We start from the raw sequence: 15,459 nt of genomic DNA, 5'->3' as shown, positions 1-15,459 counted from the left end.
CTAAGCCCCCAATACCCATTATGCAACACGTATCAGCCATTCGTGAGCCGCTCATCACTGGGGGCAAAACGCTACATGACGTAACCCAGGATATTTGCTACCAGGTAGAGGCCAAACCCAACATTCGTTGGATTGCCGCTATGAGCGTGTCCTTATTTTTCCTGGGAATCTTTTTCTACTCAGTCTACCGCACCTTATGGTATGGCATCGGGGAATGGGGCCTGAACAAAACCGTTGGTTGGGCTTGGGACATCACCAACTTTGTGTGGTGGGTAGGTATCGGCCACGCTGGTACCCTCATCTCAGCAGTTCTTTTGTTGTTCCGCCAGAAGTGGCGTTCGTCCATCAACCGGGCAGCAGAGGCAATGACAATTTTCGCAGTTATCTGTGCCGCTATGTTCCCGGTATTGCACATGGGCCGTCCTTGGCTGGCTTTCTATGTGTTCCCACTCCAGAATACATTGGGCTCTTTGTGGGTGAACTTTAACTCCCCGTTGCTGTGGGATGTGTTCGCCATCTCAACATATTTCACCGTGTCGTTGGTGTTTTGGTACACGGGTCTGGTGCCTGACTTCGCTACCATTCGTGACCGTGCCAAAGGGCCCATTGCCAAATTCAGCTACTCTATGTTGAGCTTCGGCTGGACTGGCTCTGCTAAAGCTTGGTCGCGTTACGAAACGGTGTCATTGATTTTGGCCGGTGTATCTACCCCACTGGTACTTTCGGTGCACACCATTGTATCGATGGACTTTGCTACATCGGTCGTACCTGGCTGGCACACCACTATTTTCCCTCCGTATTTCGTTGCCGGTGCTATCTTCTCCGGGTTTGCAATGGTGCTGACGCTGATGCTTATCACCCGCGTCGTATTTAAGCTTGAGGACTACATTACCCTCGAACACATTGCACTCATGAATAAAATCATGATGATTACGGGTTCTATCGTGGGCGTTGCTTATATCACGGAATTCTTTATTGCTTGGTATTCGCAAGTTGAGTTTGAGCAGTATGCCTTTATCAACCGGGCTACGGGCCCCTACTGGTGGGCTTATTTGAGCATGATGTCGTGTAACGTAATCACGCCGCAGATTGTGTGGTTCCGTCGTGTTCGCTACAGTATTGGCTGGACGTTCCTTTTGTCCATCATCGTGAATATCGGGATGTGGTTTGAGCGTTTCGTAATCATCGTTACGTCGTTGCACCGCGACTATCTTCCTTCGAGCTGGGCAATGTTCTCGCCTACACTGATTGACATTGGGGTGTATGTCGGTACGCTGGGCCTATTTTTCACGCTCTTTTTATTGTTTGCAAAGTTTTTCCCTGTTATCAACATGGCTGAAGTCAAAACTATCCTGAAGTACACTGTTGATAATGGTCCTACCTATACCGGCGACCACGCTCACCACGCGCCGGCTACTCATTCCGTAACTCCCGGTGTGCCTGCTTCGGCTCCCGTAACCTACGACAAGCATGACTAAGCGCTTCGCCCTCGGTGTCTTCGAAGACGAGGACGTACTTCTGCACGCCATTGATAATATGCGTGGCGCAGGGGTTAAGATCTACGATGTTTTCTCCCCGTACCCAGTGCACGGCATTGATGATGCGTTGGGGATTGCACGTTCACGCTTGCCCATCGCCGCATTTTTCTACGGCATGTGCGGTTTGGCATTTGCCCTCTGGCTCCAGATATATACGCTAGGTTTTGACTGGCCCATGATCATCGGTGGTAAGCCTAACATTGCCTTACCAGCATTTATACCCGTTGCTTTTGAGTTGACCGTATTTTTCACGTGTCATGGGATGGTCATAACTTTCTATACCATCACCGGGCTATATCCACGTTTCAAAACTCCGGTAATGGACGTTCGCTCAACGGATGATAAATTCGTGATGGCTATTGAGTTGGACGAAAACAACTCGGCTCTACCGAAATTGACTCAATTATTGCGCGAGAACGGCGCATCAGAGGTCAATCAGAAAGAAATGACTAAGAAATAATGACCCATCCACTGAACTTGAGTCTACGCGTTTCGGCGCTGTTGCTATCGCTGGGAGGACTGGCGTCGTCTTGTACTCCGCAAGCAGATAATCCTGGGGTAGAATATGCTCCGGAGATGTACGAATCCATTCCGTATGAGCCGCTACGCCAGACGGGCTACAATACCATTAATGCCTTTGGTATTAACGAGCGAACTCCTGCCACTGGCACTGTAGCCCGGGGTAAGTTGAACTATTACGACCACATTCCTAAGGATAGCGTAGGAATTGCTGAGCGCACGTTGCGCAACCCCTTAGCCTATACCAAGGTGAATTTGGAAGAAGGCAAGTTGCTATATTCACGCTATTGTCAGCATTGCCATGGCGAGCAAGGCAATGGACAGGGCCCTGTTGGACTTAAGTTCAAGGGAGTACCTAACTACGCGACTGGTCAGTATACCAAGATGAACGATGGTCATATATACCACGTCATCCAGTGGGGACGTAATCGCATGATGCCTCATGGTTCGCAGGTAAATCCGCAGGAACGCTGGAAAATAGCCATGTATGTGAGAGCGTTGGAGCTTGGTAAGGGCCCCGATGGATTGACCGAAATGATTGCTAAAGGCCCCACGTCCTCGGCTAGCGATACTACGGTTACTGCTTCGGCAGCAGGCATGACTCCTACTAGCAAAGCTGGTTCAAGCACCGGCTCTGAAACGCCCGGTCAGGGTAACACCAAAGGCCAAAACGGCTCCGCTAAATAATCCCATCTCGCACGCACTATGGCAACTCTGACGCATCAAGAAAGCGCCACGGCTGAGCAACTCGTCGTTACGGATGGCGCCCGTAAAATATTTTTTACCATAATCCTGGCTGGAGTAGTATTGCTCGTGGTAGGGCTGCTAACTGCCATTTTCCACTGGGGAGAAGCCCATGAAGTTGTTGGCGCTGTGGGCCACGAAGAGGGTAGTCCTATTTGGCTGAAGCGGCTATTGGTAAGCCTATGGCATAGTAACATCTTCTTCTTGGGTGTTTCGGCTGTTGGGACAGTGTTCATGGCCATCAATTACGTGGCTTACGCTGGATGGTCAGTTATCGTAAAGCGGATTACGGAAGCGTTTAGCGTGTGGATCGCACCCGGCGCAGCAATAATGCTGGTGATATTTCTGGTAGGGCGTCATGATATTTTTCATTGGACGCATGATAGGATAAATACCAAGGGCTCGCCTAACTATGACGCTATTATTGCTGCTAAAAGCGGTTTTTTGAACCTGCCATTCTATCTGATTCGGATGGTGTCTTACTTAGTTATCTGGTGGGCATTTTCCTGGAAGTTGCGCAAGCTTTCCCTTGAGGAAGACTTGAATGGTGGCACCCAGTATTTCCACAAGAGTGTTACCACGGCAGCTCTATTCTTGGTGCTTTACGCAGTAACTTCCTCAATGTCAGCATGGGATTGGGTTATGTCAGTCGATGTGCACTGGTTCAGCACCATGTTTGGTTGGTATGTATTTGCTTCCTGGTGGGTATCCGGTATTGCTGGTATTACGCTAACAGCAATATTCCTGAAGCAGAATGGGTACCTGCGTTTTATGAATGCCAATCACTTTCATGACTTAGGCAAGCTCATGTTTGGCTTTAGTATTTTTTGGTGCTACGTATGGTTCTCGCAATTCATGCTGATATGGTATGCGAACTTACCTGAAGAAGCTGTTTACTTCAACCAACGTCTGGGCGGCTTCAACGGACAATACACTGGATTGTTCTTTTTCAATATCGTCATCAATTTCGTCTTCCCTTTCCTGGGGCTGATGACCCGCGATGCCAAGCGTCAGATGATCATTCTCAAGATTGTATGTATTGCAATCTTAGCTGGCCATTGGAGCGACTTTTATTTGATGCTCATGCCGGGCACTCTAAAAGGCGAAAATGGGTTCTTAATAGAGATTGGAGTAGCAGCAATATTCTTGGGTGCTTTCCTTTTGCTGATGACCCGTCGCCTGTCAGAAGCATCGTTGATTCCGGTCAACCATCCTTTCATTGACGAAAGCGTTCATCATACTACCTGAGAAGCTGCTCTCTTTTCTTAATAGTTGCGGTCCATAACTTAAGTCAACCAAACCTGTTCTTAAGGCACCTGCCAACTACTATTTGCTGGCTACCAAATAAATCAAAATGTCTGCTCTCACAATTATAGCGGTTCTGGTGTTGCTGCTGGTCGTATTCGGCCTGTTGTTTCGTCTCCAGATTCTGTCTTCCATATTTTCCGGATCATTTACCCGTGATATAGGGATGAGTAACAGCGTAAATGCTGTGCTTATGCTTGTTTTCTTGGTAGGTGGTGGCGGATGGTTCGCTTATTCTTTTGTCGAGAACTATAGCAAAATGAATCCGCCAATTGCATCGGTCCATGGTCACCATATGGAGACAATGTTTTGGACAACGATGGCAGTAATCGGTGTTGCTTTTGCAATCACTCAGACATTGTTATTTGTATATGCTTACAAATACCAGTATAAGGAAGGCCGTCGTGCTTACTTCTTTTCGCATAATAATAAGATTGAAGTAATCTGGACGATTATCCCAGCTATCGTAATGGCCGCGCTCATTTTTGCTGGCTGGAAGGCGTGGACTCGTATTACTGGACCTGCCCCTAAGGACTCTGTAGTGGTAGAGTTAATGGGTAAGCAGTTCAACTGGTTAGTGCGTTACCCTGGTCGAGATCTGAAATTGGGGGTTATCAACTATCGCCTGATTGATGCTTCGAATGACTTTGGCATTGACCTCAATGACCAAGCGTCGCAAGATGATTTTACGGTAACTGAAATCCATGTGCCGAAAGGCCACCCAGTACTATTCAAGATCCGTTCGCGTGATGTTTTGCATGCAGTATATATGCCAAACTTCCGAGTGCAGATGTACGCCGTACCTGGGATGCCTACTCGATTTTGGTTTACGCCAACAACATCTACCGACGAGATGCGAGCCAAGTTGGGTAATCCTAAGTTCAATTACGAATTGGCATGTAATCAAATTTGTGGCAAAAGCCATTATGCAATGAAAGCAACTATCGTTGTGGACGAGCCAGACGATTATCAAAACTGGTTTGCATCGCAGAAGTCGTTTGCTTCACAGAACCCGGATCTGGTAGCTTCTTTTAAAAAGAAAGCCATCCAAGATATAGCGAAGCCGGTTGCGCCTACCGAATCAAAAGAAGTAGCACCAGTTCCCTTGGCTAACGCTTCGTTCTAAACACAAATTAAAAGCCTTTCAATATGTCAGATATGTCAGCCAAGCCGAACCTGTCGGCCGGGGTACAGACTGCTGGTGGTGTAGGCACTGCCCCTGTTTCGCACACGGAGCATGGCGATGCTCACCACGATGAGCACGAGCATCATGATCAGCATTGGTTGTGGAAGTACGTTTTTAGCCAAGACCACAAGGTTATTGGCAAACAATTCCTCATTACTGGAATCTTTTGGGCCATCATTGGTGGTACCCTGTCCAGCCTTTTTCGCCTGCAATTAGGCTGGCCAGAGGGTACAATGGAGTGGCTTACTCCTGTGCTTGGTAAATGGGTAGAAGGTGGTAAGCTCAACCCTGAGTTTTACTTGGCATTAGTGACGATGCACGGTACCATAATGGTATTCTTTGTGCTGACTGCTGGGCTTAGTGGGACGTTCTCTAACTTTTTGATTCCTCTGCAAGTAGGGGCCCGGGATATGGCTTCGGGTTTCATGAACATGCTCTCGTACTGGTTCTTCTTCTTGTCGAGCTTAGTTATGTTCTTCTCACTGTTTTTGGAGACAGGACCTGCTGCTTCGGGTTGGACTATTTATCCCCCGTTATCAGCTTTGCCGCAAGCGATTCCGGGTTCAGGCATGGGCATGACGATGTGGCTGGTGAGCATGGTATTTTTCATTGTGTCGCAGTTGCTTGGAGGTGTTAACTACGTAACTACCGTTATTAACCTTCGGACACGTGGTATGAGTATGAGCAAATTGCCGCTCACCATCTGGGCGTTCTTTTTGACAGCTATTCTCGGCATTCTTTCTTTCCCGGTTCTTTTCTCGGCAGCTCTACTGCTGGTGTTTGACCGGTCTTTCGGCACTTCGTTTTTTCTCTCGGATATCTACATTGCTGGGCAGGCACTTCCTAACCAAGGTGGTTCGCCAGTATTGTTCCAGCATTTGTTCTGGTTCCTAGGACATCCTGAAGTGTATATCGTGATTATGCCAGCAATGGGTATGGTTTCGGAAATTTTGGCTACTAACGCCCGTAAGCCGATTTTCGGATACCGTGCGATGATTGGCTCATTGATTGGTATTTCGCTGTTGTCTTTCGTTGTGTGGGCTCACCACATGTTCGTGACTGGCATGAATCCTTTCTTGGGCTCGGTATTCATGTTCCTAACGTTGATTATTGCAGTGCCTTCCGGCGTGAAAGTATTCAACTGGCTAGCTACTTTATGGCGTGGTAACATCCGATTTACAACTGCCATGTTGTTCAGTATTGGCTTTGTATCGCTCTTTATTTCGGGTGGTCTAACGGGTATCATCTTGGGTAACGCCACCTTGGATATTCAGATGCACAATACTTACTTCGTGGTTGCTCACTTCCACCTAGTGATGGGTTCGTCGGCATTCTTTGGTTTGTTTGCTGGTGTTTATCATTGGTTCCCAAAGATGTTTGGCCGGATGATGGACGAGAAATTGGGCTACATCCACTTCTGGTTGACGTTTGCCGGAGTATACTTGGTGTTCCTGCCCATGCATTACATCGGCATTGCGGGTTTCCCCCGTCGCTACTATGCTTGGACTGGCTTTGATTCCTTCTCGCAATTTGCTGACATGAACAAGTTCATTTCGGTTGCGGCAATCATTGCTTTTGCTGCTCAGTTCATCTTCATCGTTAACTTCTTCTATAGCATTTTCCGTGGCCGCCGCGCTACGCAAAATCCTTGGAACTCGACCACTTTGGAGTGGACTACCCCAATTGTACCAGGGCACGGCAACTGGCCGGGCGAAATACCTGCTGTTTACCGCTGGCCCTACGATTACAGCAAGCCAGGTTCGGAATCAGATTTTATTCCGCAGAACATTCCTTATTCCCAAACGCAGTCTTCTAACTTGCCTTACGAGCAGGAGTTAGCTGACTAAATAGAAGAATAGACTGAAGTCCTGAGCGGGCCGCCTGATCGGCGGCCCGCTTTTTTTGTGACATACCATGTTACAACAGATGCTTTGCAACCGTCATTTATAAACTTATTACTCATGCAAAATGCTGCTTATCGGCGTTTCCGCTTCGTCGGGTTGCTCACTGTAGTATCAATATATCTATTGATTTTGGTAGGGGGAATAGTCAGAAGCACTGGGTCGGGCATGGGTTGCCCTGATTGGCCGAAGTGTTTTGGTACTTGGGTACCACCCACCAATCTCAGCCAGCTACCCGCTAATTATAAAGAGGTGTACACTGCGCAGCGCGTAGCTAAGAATCAAAAGCTTGCCCTTACGCTGCAACGGTTGGGTTTTGCCCAGGTGGCGGGTAGCATTTTCGCTCATCCTACGCAGTACATAGAAACTGATTTTAATGCCGTCAAGACCTGGATTGAATACGTAAATCGTCTCTTAGGGGCCCTCATTGGCGTATTCGTATTTTTGACTGCTGCGTTTGCATGGTCGTACCGGCGACGCAATCCGACAGTGTTTTGGCTGGCGGTGGGGGCATGGTTGTTAACTGGCGTGCAGGGTTGGTTAGGTTCGTTGGTGGTATCAACGAATCTCTTACCGGTAATGGTGACCATCCACATGGGGCTGGCTTTGCTAATCGTGGCAATGCTGCTTTATGCCGTAGACCGGGCACAGGCGCAAGACGAGCCAGTGGTTGCTATTCGCCATCAGATAGCTGCTACGAACGGCTTGAAAGCTGTGCTTTGGATCGGGATTATTGTAACGTTTGGGCAAATTGTGTTGGGCACCCAAGTGCGCGAACAGGTAGATATCGTGTCTGCTGCGGCCAACTATGCCAACCGTGCCAGCTGGGTTGCTCAGTTGGGCAGCAGTTTTACCACGCATCGGGCCTTCTCGATAGCGGTTACGGTATTGGTATTATACACCGTGTATGAATTGTGGTCGCTGGGGCCCTATTTGCGGCGGTTGGCGCAGGGAATGGTAGCCATGCTGGTGCTGGAGGTGCTGGCCGGTTTAGTGTTAGCTTACGGGGCCCTGCCACCGGCCGTACAACCGGTGCACCTTACGCTGGCTACTATACTGTTTGGGTTACAGTTTTTGGGGCTGTTGGCAGTAGGGCGACTGGGCGTTAAACCAGAAATTGGTGTGCCGACCCGGTCGGCCCACGGGGTTGTTGCGTAACTTTGCGGCCCCATTCGGCCTTTATTGGGCCGGGTGGCTTTTTGTAGTCACTGTATTGAATGATCAAGGCCCGCGCCTATTTTCAACTGCTCAAATTCCGGCTTTCGCTCACAGTGGCGTTTTCCAGCGCCATTGGCTATATGCTACGGGTTGCGGAGTTCCGCTGGACGAATGTGCTGCTGGTGATGCTGGGCGGGCTACTGGTAACGGGAGCGGCTAACATCATTAACCAAATCCATGAGAAGGATTTGGACAAGTTGATGACCCGCACGGCCAAACGGCCAATCCCGCTGGGCATCATTTCGCCGGCCGAGGCGTGGGTGTTCTGCGTGCTGTTGGGTGCGTCTGGCTTGGCGCTACTTGCCTTGCAGTTCAACTACCTCACGGCGGCGCTGTCGCTGCTGTCGTTGGTGCTGTATGGGTTTGTGTACACGCCGCTGAAGACGATTTCGCCCGTGTGCGTGGCGGTGGGAGCGATACCGGGCGGGTTACCACCGCTCATTGGCTGGGTGGCGGGCATGGGGCACGCGGCTACGTTTGCGGCCATGGGGCCCCAGCCGTGGGTGCTGTTTGGTATTCAGTTCATGTGGCAGTTTCCGCACTTTTGGGCAATTGCCTGGGTTGCTGACGACGACTACAAGCGGGCCGGGTTTAAGATGCTGCCCTCGCCGGGCAAGCGTGACCTGCGCACGGCTTTTCAAATTATGACTTATACGCTGCTGCTCATTCCACTGAGTCTGCTACCGCTCGAATTCAACATTGCCGGCCGTATTTCGGCGGGCGTGGCAGTGGTGTGCGGGGTGTTATTTTTACTGCTCACGTTCCAGCTCATGCGCACCCAAGACCGCAAGGCGGCCCTGCGCATTATGTTTGCTTCTTTTTTGTATTTGCCCATCGTGCAAATTGCGCTAGTGTTGGACAAAATACAGTAGTTTCTTGTTGTATACCCGAGGGCAAATTGCTCTTGCCGGCGCAGTAGCCGGCCGCACTTAGCAATCCGCCAAACAACCGTATGAATCCCATCGAAACCTTCTCAGAAAAGGAAGTCGGCCTGGGCTGGCACCCGAAGCGTGTGCTGCTGATTTTGCTCATGGTATCGAGCACCATGATTTTTGCCTCGCTCACCAGCGGCTTCATTGTGCGGCGCGACGAAGGCAACTGGCGCGAGTTTGATCTGCCCACTATAATGCTGCTCAACACCGTTGTGATTGCCTTGAGCAGTATTGCGTTGCAGTGGGCCTATAGCTCGGCTAAAAAAGATGAAATAGGCCGGGTCAAAATTGGCTTGGCGCTGGCCCTGGGGCTTGGACTGGTGTTTCTGGTGGGGCAGTGGCTTTGCTGGGGCGACTTGGTGGCGGGCCGTACTTTTTTCGGTGGCATAGATGCCAACGTATCCGGCTCGTTCGTATACGTGCTCATGGGCATGCACGCTTTCCACTTGCTAGCGGGGCTAATTTTCCTGGCAGTTGTGTTGCGCCGAACCTTTAACTATCAGGTGCATTCGCGGGCATTATTATCCATCGGCAACGCTTCCATCCTGTGGCACTTCTTGGGGGCCCTTTGGCTGTACCTGTATTTGTTCTTACTTTTGAATCACTAAAACGCCCTATTTGTGTCCGCTATGGCCCAACCCACCACCTTGCAGCCCACTGCGGCCTCCACCCTCGACGCTCCCCGCACTGGCAACTGGGACGGTGGCAATGAACCTTTCAAGGCGAGCTATGGCAAGCTGATGATGTGGTTCTTCTTGCTGTCGGATGCTTTCACGTTTGGGGCTTTCCTGACCACCTACGGCATGATCCGCCATAAACACGAAGTGTTTACCGGCGAAGCCTCAGCGTTCCATTTCAGCACGAAATGGTGGCCGATTCCCGACCACGTATTCAATGCTTTTCCTGGGATGGGCCATGCCAATGTGCCCCTTGGGTTTGTGGCGTTGATGACGATGATTCTTATCTTCAGCTCCGTGACGATGGTGCTGGCCGTGGAAGCCGGCCATCGCATGGATAAAAAGGATGTGCAGAAGTGGCTCCTCTGGACCATTCTCTTCGGTACAATCTTCCTGCTGAGCCAGGCTTGGGAGTGGGGTCACTTCATTCGTGGCCACGAAGAAGGTACGCTGATGGCCGACGGCACGGTATTCCACGGCGCCAACCTGTCGATGAACCAGTATGGTCCGGTGCTATTTGCTGACCTGTTCTTCTTCATCACTGGCTTCCACGGTACACACGTACTGTCGGGCGTCTGTTTGCTCGTATGGTGCTTCATCGCTACCACTAATGGTACGTTTGAGAAGCGTGGCCACTACGAGATGATTGAGAAAATTGGTCTGTACTGGCACTTCGTTGACTTGGTTTGGGTATTCGTCTTCACTTTTTTCTACTTGGTTTAACAGTGGATTAAGCACCCGAACGGTTGCGCAATGATATTGCTTAGCCATTCGGGTTGCTGAGGTTGTTCACTCACTCTTATTCGCGCATTATGTCTGCTCCTGTTGCTCCTGACCATGCCGTTGCTGGCGAAATTGCCAAGCCCAATACGGGCGGGATTTGGAAAATATTCTTTGTATTGGTCGCTATTACGGCCGTTGAATTCGCCGTTACGTTTGCTATGGAGGCGCAAAGCATGCGCACCATGCGCAACAGCATCCTGATTGGTCTCACCATCTTGAAAGCTTTCTTTATTGTGGGCGAGTTCATGCACTTGAAACACGAGACGAAGGGCTTGATTTGGACCATTCTAGTGCCGAGCGTACTGCTGGTGTGGCTGCTGGTTGCGTTGGTAACCGAGGGCTCATTCATCGGTGAAACGCTGAGCAACATGTTCAGCTAAAGAATGCGGCCCCGCCAAACCCTGTTGCTGGGCCTGTTGCTGCTGTTGCCGGTGCTGGCTTTCTTATTCCTGTACCGCTTCGGCGCTAACCGTTACGCGCTGCCAACTTATTTGCCCGACCGCGTGGATTCCACGCAGGTTGGCGGTAAGTGGCAGCGCGATACTATTTTCCACCAAATCCAGCCGTTTCAGCTATTGGCCTCTAATGGGCGCGAACTGACCAGCCAAAGCCTTGGCAAAGGCGCGTGGGTGGCCCAACTGTTTGGGCCCGATGAAACCAGTGCCCGTGTAGCGCGTGAACTGCTGCAAGTGCAGGAGAAGTTTCGGCAGGAGCCGTTGGTGCACCTGGTTTCCATCGTGCTGGCGCCTGGCCCCGCGCCAGCCGCCACGCTGGCCCAATTGGCCGAGCAGTACGGCACCATTGCCGGTAAGTGGACGTTTGCAACGGGGCCAGCCGATGCGCTGAAGCAGGTGACGCAGCAGGAACTAGGCCGTGCCGCGCAGCCCCACCAGCTGCCGCCCGTGGTGGGGGCCAACCTCCCGCCCGGTACGCTGTTGTTGATTGACCGGGACCGCCGGGTGCGGGGCGTCTACGACGGCACCAAGCCCCGGGAAATCGACCGGCTGCTCACCGAAATCAACGTGCAACTTTACGAATATGCCCACTCCCACTGACCAATTGCACCCGCCTGTGCTGCCCACCGGCGATTACGCGCGCTACAAAATAATTTTGGGTACCCTGGGCGTAGTGGTGCCGCTGCTGGTAGCCGTACTGTTCTCGTTTCCGAACCTATTCCGCATTCCGGGGGCCCAGGTGAAGTTTTTGCCCGCCGTGAATGCGGGGCTGAACTCGCTGACGGCGGTGGCACTGCTGACCGGGTTTTACTTTATTAAGCAGAAAAACGTGCTGGCGCACCGCGCCGCCATGGGCACGGCCTTCGGGCTGGGAGCCCTGTTTTTGCTCTCGTATGTGGCATACCACTCGCAGGTAGACAGCACTAAGTTTGGGGGCGTGGGGGCGGCACGTTACGTTTACTTTTTCCTGCTGCTCACCCATATCAGCTTGGCCGTGGTAACGGTGGGCCTGGTATTGTTTACCCTGTACTTTGCCCTGACGGGCCAGTATACCAAGCACAAAGCCATTGCAAAGTGGACGTTTCCGGTGTGGCTGTACGTGTCGGTGACGGGCGTGGTGGTATACTTCATGATTTCTCCGTACTATACCTGACACTGGGCCCCCAAAGCCCGGTTGCAGTAGAAACTTTCTCCCTAAAAACCTGTTGGTTAGTTATATGAAAACGAAAGCATTTTTCCGGGGAATGGCGGCGCTGGCGCTGGCCTTTATGTTGATGCTGGCCCCAATGGTGGCCGGGGCCCAGTGCATTATGTGCAAAGCCCAGGTGGAAGCCGCTAAGGCCGAGCGCGACGATTACGACGTGACGGGCCTCAACAAAGGCATCGTGTACATGATGACCGTGCCCTACCTGCTGATGGGCGCCGTGGGCTACTTCTGGTACCGGCGCACGCACCCCAAAGCTCCCAAGGCGTAGTATGCCTGGCCGCGGGCTGCTGCCGCATTAAAACTGTTTTGCAAGAATGCCGCCAATTGGCGGCATTTTTGTTGAAAATGCGTTTCGTACCAGCCTTTCGCCCGTGAGAAAATTGTTGGCCGCCCTGCGCCCGGGCCCGGTGGCGCTGCTGGTGCTGGCGGCGGTGTGCTTCGCGGGTGGCTTTTTGGCCAGCCGCTACGGGCAGCTGCCGGGCGTGGTGCGCCGCACCGACCTGAGCCGCCTGCACCAGCTGGTGCGCGCCGCCGAAACCGTGGCCGGCCGCGACGCCGATACGGTGGCCGCCCAGGTGCAGCGCGGCAGCTACAGCTACGCTCGGCTCCTGCGCCAAACCTACTATCCGACGTTCGTTTTCCAGGGTGGGAAGCTGCGCTACTGGTCGTCGGCAGCGATGCGCCCCAGCCCGGACGATTTGGTAGGGGCCCCACCGGAAACGGCGGTGGAAACCACGTTTGGGCAGTTCCTGCTGGTGCGCCGCCGGGTGGGCCGCTGGCAGGTGCTGGCCTACGTGCCCCTGGAGCGCCACTACGGCATCAGCAACCGCTACCTGCGCGAGGGCGGCACCGCCGACGTGTTCAAGGGCCTGCGGCTGAAAGTGGTGCTCGACAGCGTGAACCGGCAACTGCCGGCGTTCCGCGACAAGAACGGGCGGTACCTGTTTTCCATCCGGCAGCAGGCGCCGTACCGGCTCACGGGCCAGTACGTGCCGCTGGTGCTGCTGCTGTTGGGGGGGCTGTGCTACGCGGCCGGGTGGGTGGGGCTGGCGCTGCGCTACTGGCGGGCCGGGCGCGTGGGGGCCGCCCTGGCCACGCTGGCCGGGCCGCTGCTGCTGCTGCGCGGGGCCCTGTTGTACTGGGGACTGCCTTTTTCCTTGATCGAATTGCCCCTGTTCGACCCGCGCGTATACGCCGCCTCGCGGCTGTCACCCTCGCTGGGTGACCTGCTGCTGAACGCAGGGTTAGCTTTCGGGGCGGCGGGGGCGGGGGGGGTGCTGTGGGTGCGGGCCCGGGTGGCGGCGCGGGTACGCGCCCCGCGCACTTTGCGGGGTCAAATTTCGGTCGTGGCCGGGCTCGCGCTGCTGTTTTGGGTCCTGCTGCAAATGCTCTACGGCGATTACACCAACGTGCTGAGTAGCAACCAGCTCAGCCTGGACGTAACGCGGGGGCTGCCCGTGACCGGCTTCCGGCTGGCCCTGGCCCTGGCCCTCGTGGTGCAAACGGGGGCTTACCTGATCGGGTTTTTCCTGCTCACGCAGCTCGCCGATGCGGCCATGCGGCACGTGTCCGAAGCATTCCTGCTGCCCGCTACGGCCATCACCGCGGCGGTGGTGCTGGGCATTGGCCTCGCCACCGATTCGGTGCAGTGGCAGCTGCTGGGCGTGCTGGCCACCTTTGGGGCGCTGGTGCGGCTGGCGCGGCTGCGCGCCGGGCGCCTGGGCGGCTACCAGATGGGGGCTCTAGGCGTGCTGCTGGGGGCCCTGGCTGCCACCACCGGGGCCCTGGTGCTGCACCAGCAATTCGAGCAGCAGCTGCTGGCCGATAAGCAGCGCCTAGCCAGCAGCTTACTGGTAGACAACGACTTCCAGGGGGAATTTCTGCTGGAAGAACGCATCCGCAAGATTGCAGCCGACCCGTTTGTGCGGCAGGCCCTGATTGGCGCTTTTGGCCAGGCAGCCGATGCCGAGCGGCGCGCCGACCGCCAGTACCTGGGCGATTACTTCGACAAATACGAAAGCCAGGTGACGCTGTACGACGCCGCTGGCCAGCCGCTCGACGCCCCCGCCGGGGCCCCCAGCCTGGCCGCCATCCGGCGGGCCATCCGGCGCAATGCCACCCGCACCGACCAGCGCGGCGTGTTTTTGCTGCGCTCCGACAACTCGTTCAGCTCGCGGCACTACGTGGCGCTGGCCGCGGTGGGGGGCCCCGGGCCGGGCCGCGTTGGGCGTCGCTGGGCACGGTGCGGGTCGATTTGACGCTGAAAAAGCTGTCGTCGTACAGCGTGCTGCCCGAGCTGCTCATCGACCAGAAGTTCTTCCAGCCCAGCGTGGTGAGCCAGTTCAGCTACGCCGGCTACGACCACGGCCGGCTCGTGTACAGCGAGGGCGAGTTCGACTACGCCAACCGCTTGCCCGCCACCCGCCTGCGCGACCCCGACCTGTACGCCAACGGGCTGGAGCTGGGCGGCTTCCAGCACCTGGCCGTGCGCGGGGCCCGGCAGCGGGCCGTGGTGATGACCACCGCCCGCTACTCGCTGGCCGACGGGCTGGCCAACTTCTCGTTTCAGTTTCTGCTCTCGGCGGGGTTTTGGCTGGCGGTGGGCGGGGCGTGGCTGCTGCTGCGCCGGCGCGCCGGGGCCCGGCTGCGGCTCAACTTTAGTGGGCGCATCCAGTTGCTGCTGAACATGGGCATTGTGGTGCCGCTGGCGGTGGTGAGCATTGCCACGGCCAGCCAGCTCATCGCCTCCTACCGCCTCGACCTCATCCGCACCTACGAGCGGCGCGGGCGCCTGGCCCTGAACAGCGTGCGCGCCCAGCGCCGCCTGCTGGCCGACTCCACGGCCCGGCCCGTGCTGGCTGCGCTGGCCCGCAACGTGGCCGCCCTCACCGAAACCGACGTCAACCTCTACAACGCCCGCGGCGCGCTGCTGGCCCAGCAGCCAGCCCCCTCATCTTCCGAGGCCGGGCTGCCTGGGGCCCTGCTCAACCCCGA

15 protein-coding genes and 1 pseudogene are annotated in these 15,459 nt (G+C 54.4%); all 16 read left to right on the top strand.

Annotation, left to right across the window (positions count from 1 at the left end; translation table 11 throughout):
* Positions 1 to 20 precede the first annotated feature (20 nt).
* On the top strand, positions 21 to 1,478 hold the full coding sequence (nrfD, locus tag BEN49_RS13935) for an NrfD/PsrC family molybdoenzyme membrane anchor subunit (protein ID WP_239691937.1): 1,458 nt from the start codon (positions 21 to 23) through the stop codon (positions 1,476 to 1,478).
* Positions 1,471 to 1,998 (top strand): DUF3341 domain-containing protein, encoded by a 528-nt coding sequence (locus BEN49_RS13930; protein ID WP_070744350.1) that lies wholly within the window; start codon positions 1,471 to 1,473, stop codon positions 1,996 to 1,998. The genes nrfD and BEN49_RS13930 overlap by 8 nt, the downstream gene beginning before the upstream one ends.
* A 116-nt stretch (positions 1,999 to 2,114) precedes the next feature.
* Positions 2,115 to 2,744 (top strand): c-type cytochrome, encoded by a 630-nt coding sequence (locus tag BEN49_RS25725; RefSeq protein WP_239691936.1) that lies wholly within the window; start codon positions 2,115 to 2,117, stop codon positions 2,742 to 2,744.
* A gap of 18 nt (positions 2,745 to 2,762) precedes the next feature.
* Positions 2,763 to 4,049, top strand: coding sequence for a quinol:cytochrome C oxidoreductase (locus BEN49_RS13925; RefSeq protein WP_070744348.1), 1,287 nt, complete (start codon positions 2,763 to 2,765; stop codon positions 4,047 to 4,049).
* Positions 4,050 to 4,155: 106 nt separating this feature from the next.
* Positions 4,156 to 5,232, top strand: coding sequence for a cytochrome c oxidase subunit II (locus tag BEN49_RS13920; RefSeq protein WP_070744346.1), 1,077 nt, complete (start codon positions 4,156 to 4,158; stop codon positions 5,230 to 5,232).
* A gap of 32 nt (positions 5,233 to 5,264) precedes the next feature.
* A complete protein-coding gene (locus BEN49_RS13915) occupies positions 5,265 to 7,139 on the top strand; it encodes a cytochrome c oxidase subunit I (protein WP_083326095.1) in 1,875 nt (624 codons plus the stop codon).
* 57 nt (positions 7,140 to 7,196) lie between these two features.
* Positions 7,197 to 8,351 (top strand): COX15/CtaA family protein, encoded by a 1,155-nt coding sequence (locus BEN49_RS13910; RefSeq protein ID WP_239691934.1) that lies wholly within the window; start codon positions 7,197 to 7,199, stop codon positions 8,349 to 8,351.
* 59 nt (positions 8,352 to 8,410) lie between these two features.
* Complete coding sequence (gene cyoE, locus BEN49_RS13905) at positions 8,411 to 9,283, top strand: heme o synthase (RefSeq protein ID WP_070744343.1); 873 nt, start codon at positions 8,411 to 8,413, stop codon at positions 9,281 to 9,283.
* Positions 9,284 to 9,363: 80 nt separating this feature from the next.
* Entirely contained in the window at positions 9,364 to 9,951 is a 588-nt protein-coding gene (locus tag BEN49_RS13900; RefSeq protein ID WP_070744342.1) for a cytochrome c oxidase subunit 3, read from the top strand.
* A gap of 21 nt (positions 9,952 to 9,972) precedes the next feature.
* Positions 9,973 to 10,743 carry a cytochrome c oxidase subunit 3 gene (locus BEN49_RS13895; protein WP_070744341.1) on the top strand — a complete coding sequence of 257 codons (771 nt, stop codon included), beginning with the start codon at positions 9,973 to 9,975 and terminating at the stop codon, positions 10,741 to 10,743.
* A gap of 89 nt (positions 10,744 to 10,832) precedes the next feature.
* Positions 10,833 to 11,183, top strand: coding sequence for a cytochrome C oxidase subunit IV family protein (locus BEN49_RS13890; protein WP_070744340.1), 351 nt, complete (start codon positions 10,833 to 10,835; stop codon positions 11,181 to 11,183).
* 3 nt (positions 11,184 to 11,186) lie between these two features.
* A complete protein-coding gene (locus BEN49_RS13885) occupies positions 11,187 to 11,858 on the top strand; it encodes an SCO family protein (protein WP_070744339.1) in 672 nt (223 codons plus the stop codon).
* Positions 11,842 to 12,411 (top strand): DUF420 domain-containing protein, encoded by a 570-nt coding sequence (locus BEN49_RS13880; RefSeq protein WP_083326089.1) that lies wholly within the window; start codon positions 11,842 to 11,844, stop codon positions 12,409 to 12,411. Before BEN49_RS13885 ends, BEN49_RS13880 begins: the two co-directional genes overlap by 17 nt.
* 64 nt (positions 12,412 to 12,475) lie before the next feature.
* A complete protein-coding gene (locus BEN49_RS13875) occupies positions 12,476 to 12,733 on the top strand; it encodes a hypothetical protein (protein WP_125916861.1) in 258 nt (85 codons plus the stop codon).
* 103 nt (positions 12,734 to 12,836) lie between these two features.
* Complete coding sequence (locus tag BEN49_RS13870) at positions 12,837 to 14,723, top strand: hypothetical protein (protein ID WP_125916859.1); 1,887 nt, start codon at positions 12,837 to 12,839, stop codon at positions 14,721 to 14,723.
* A pseudogene (locus BEN49_RS13865) lies at positions 14,708 to 15,459 on the top strand (hypothetical protein); the annotation flags it as partial. The gene BEN49_RS13870 and the pseudogene BEN49_RS13865, both read left to right, overlap by 16 nt.

Origin of the sequence: Hymenobacter coccineus (assembly GCF_001816125.1) — a bacterium.
Classification (GTDB): domain Bacteria; phylum Bacteroidota; class Bacteroidia; order Cytophagales; family Hymenobacteraceae; genus Hymenobacter; species Hymenobacter coccineus.
This window is presented reverse-complemented; position numbering and strand designations above follow the sequence as displayed.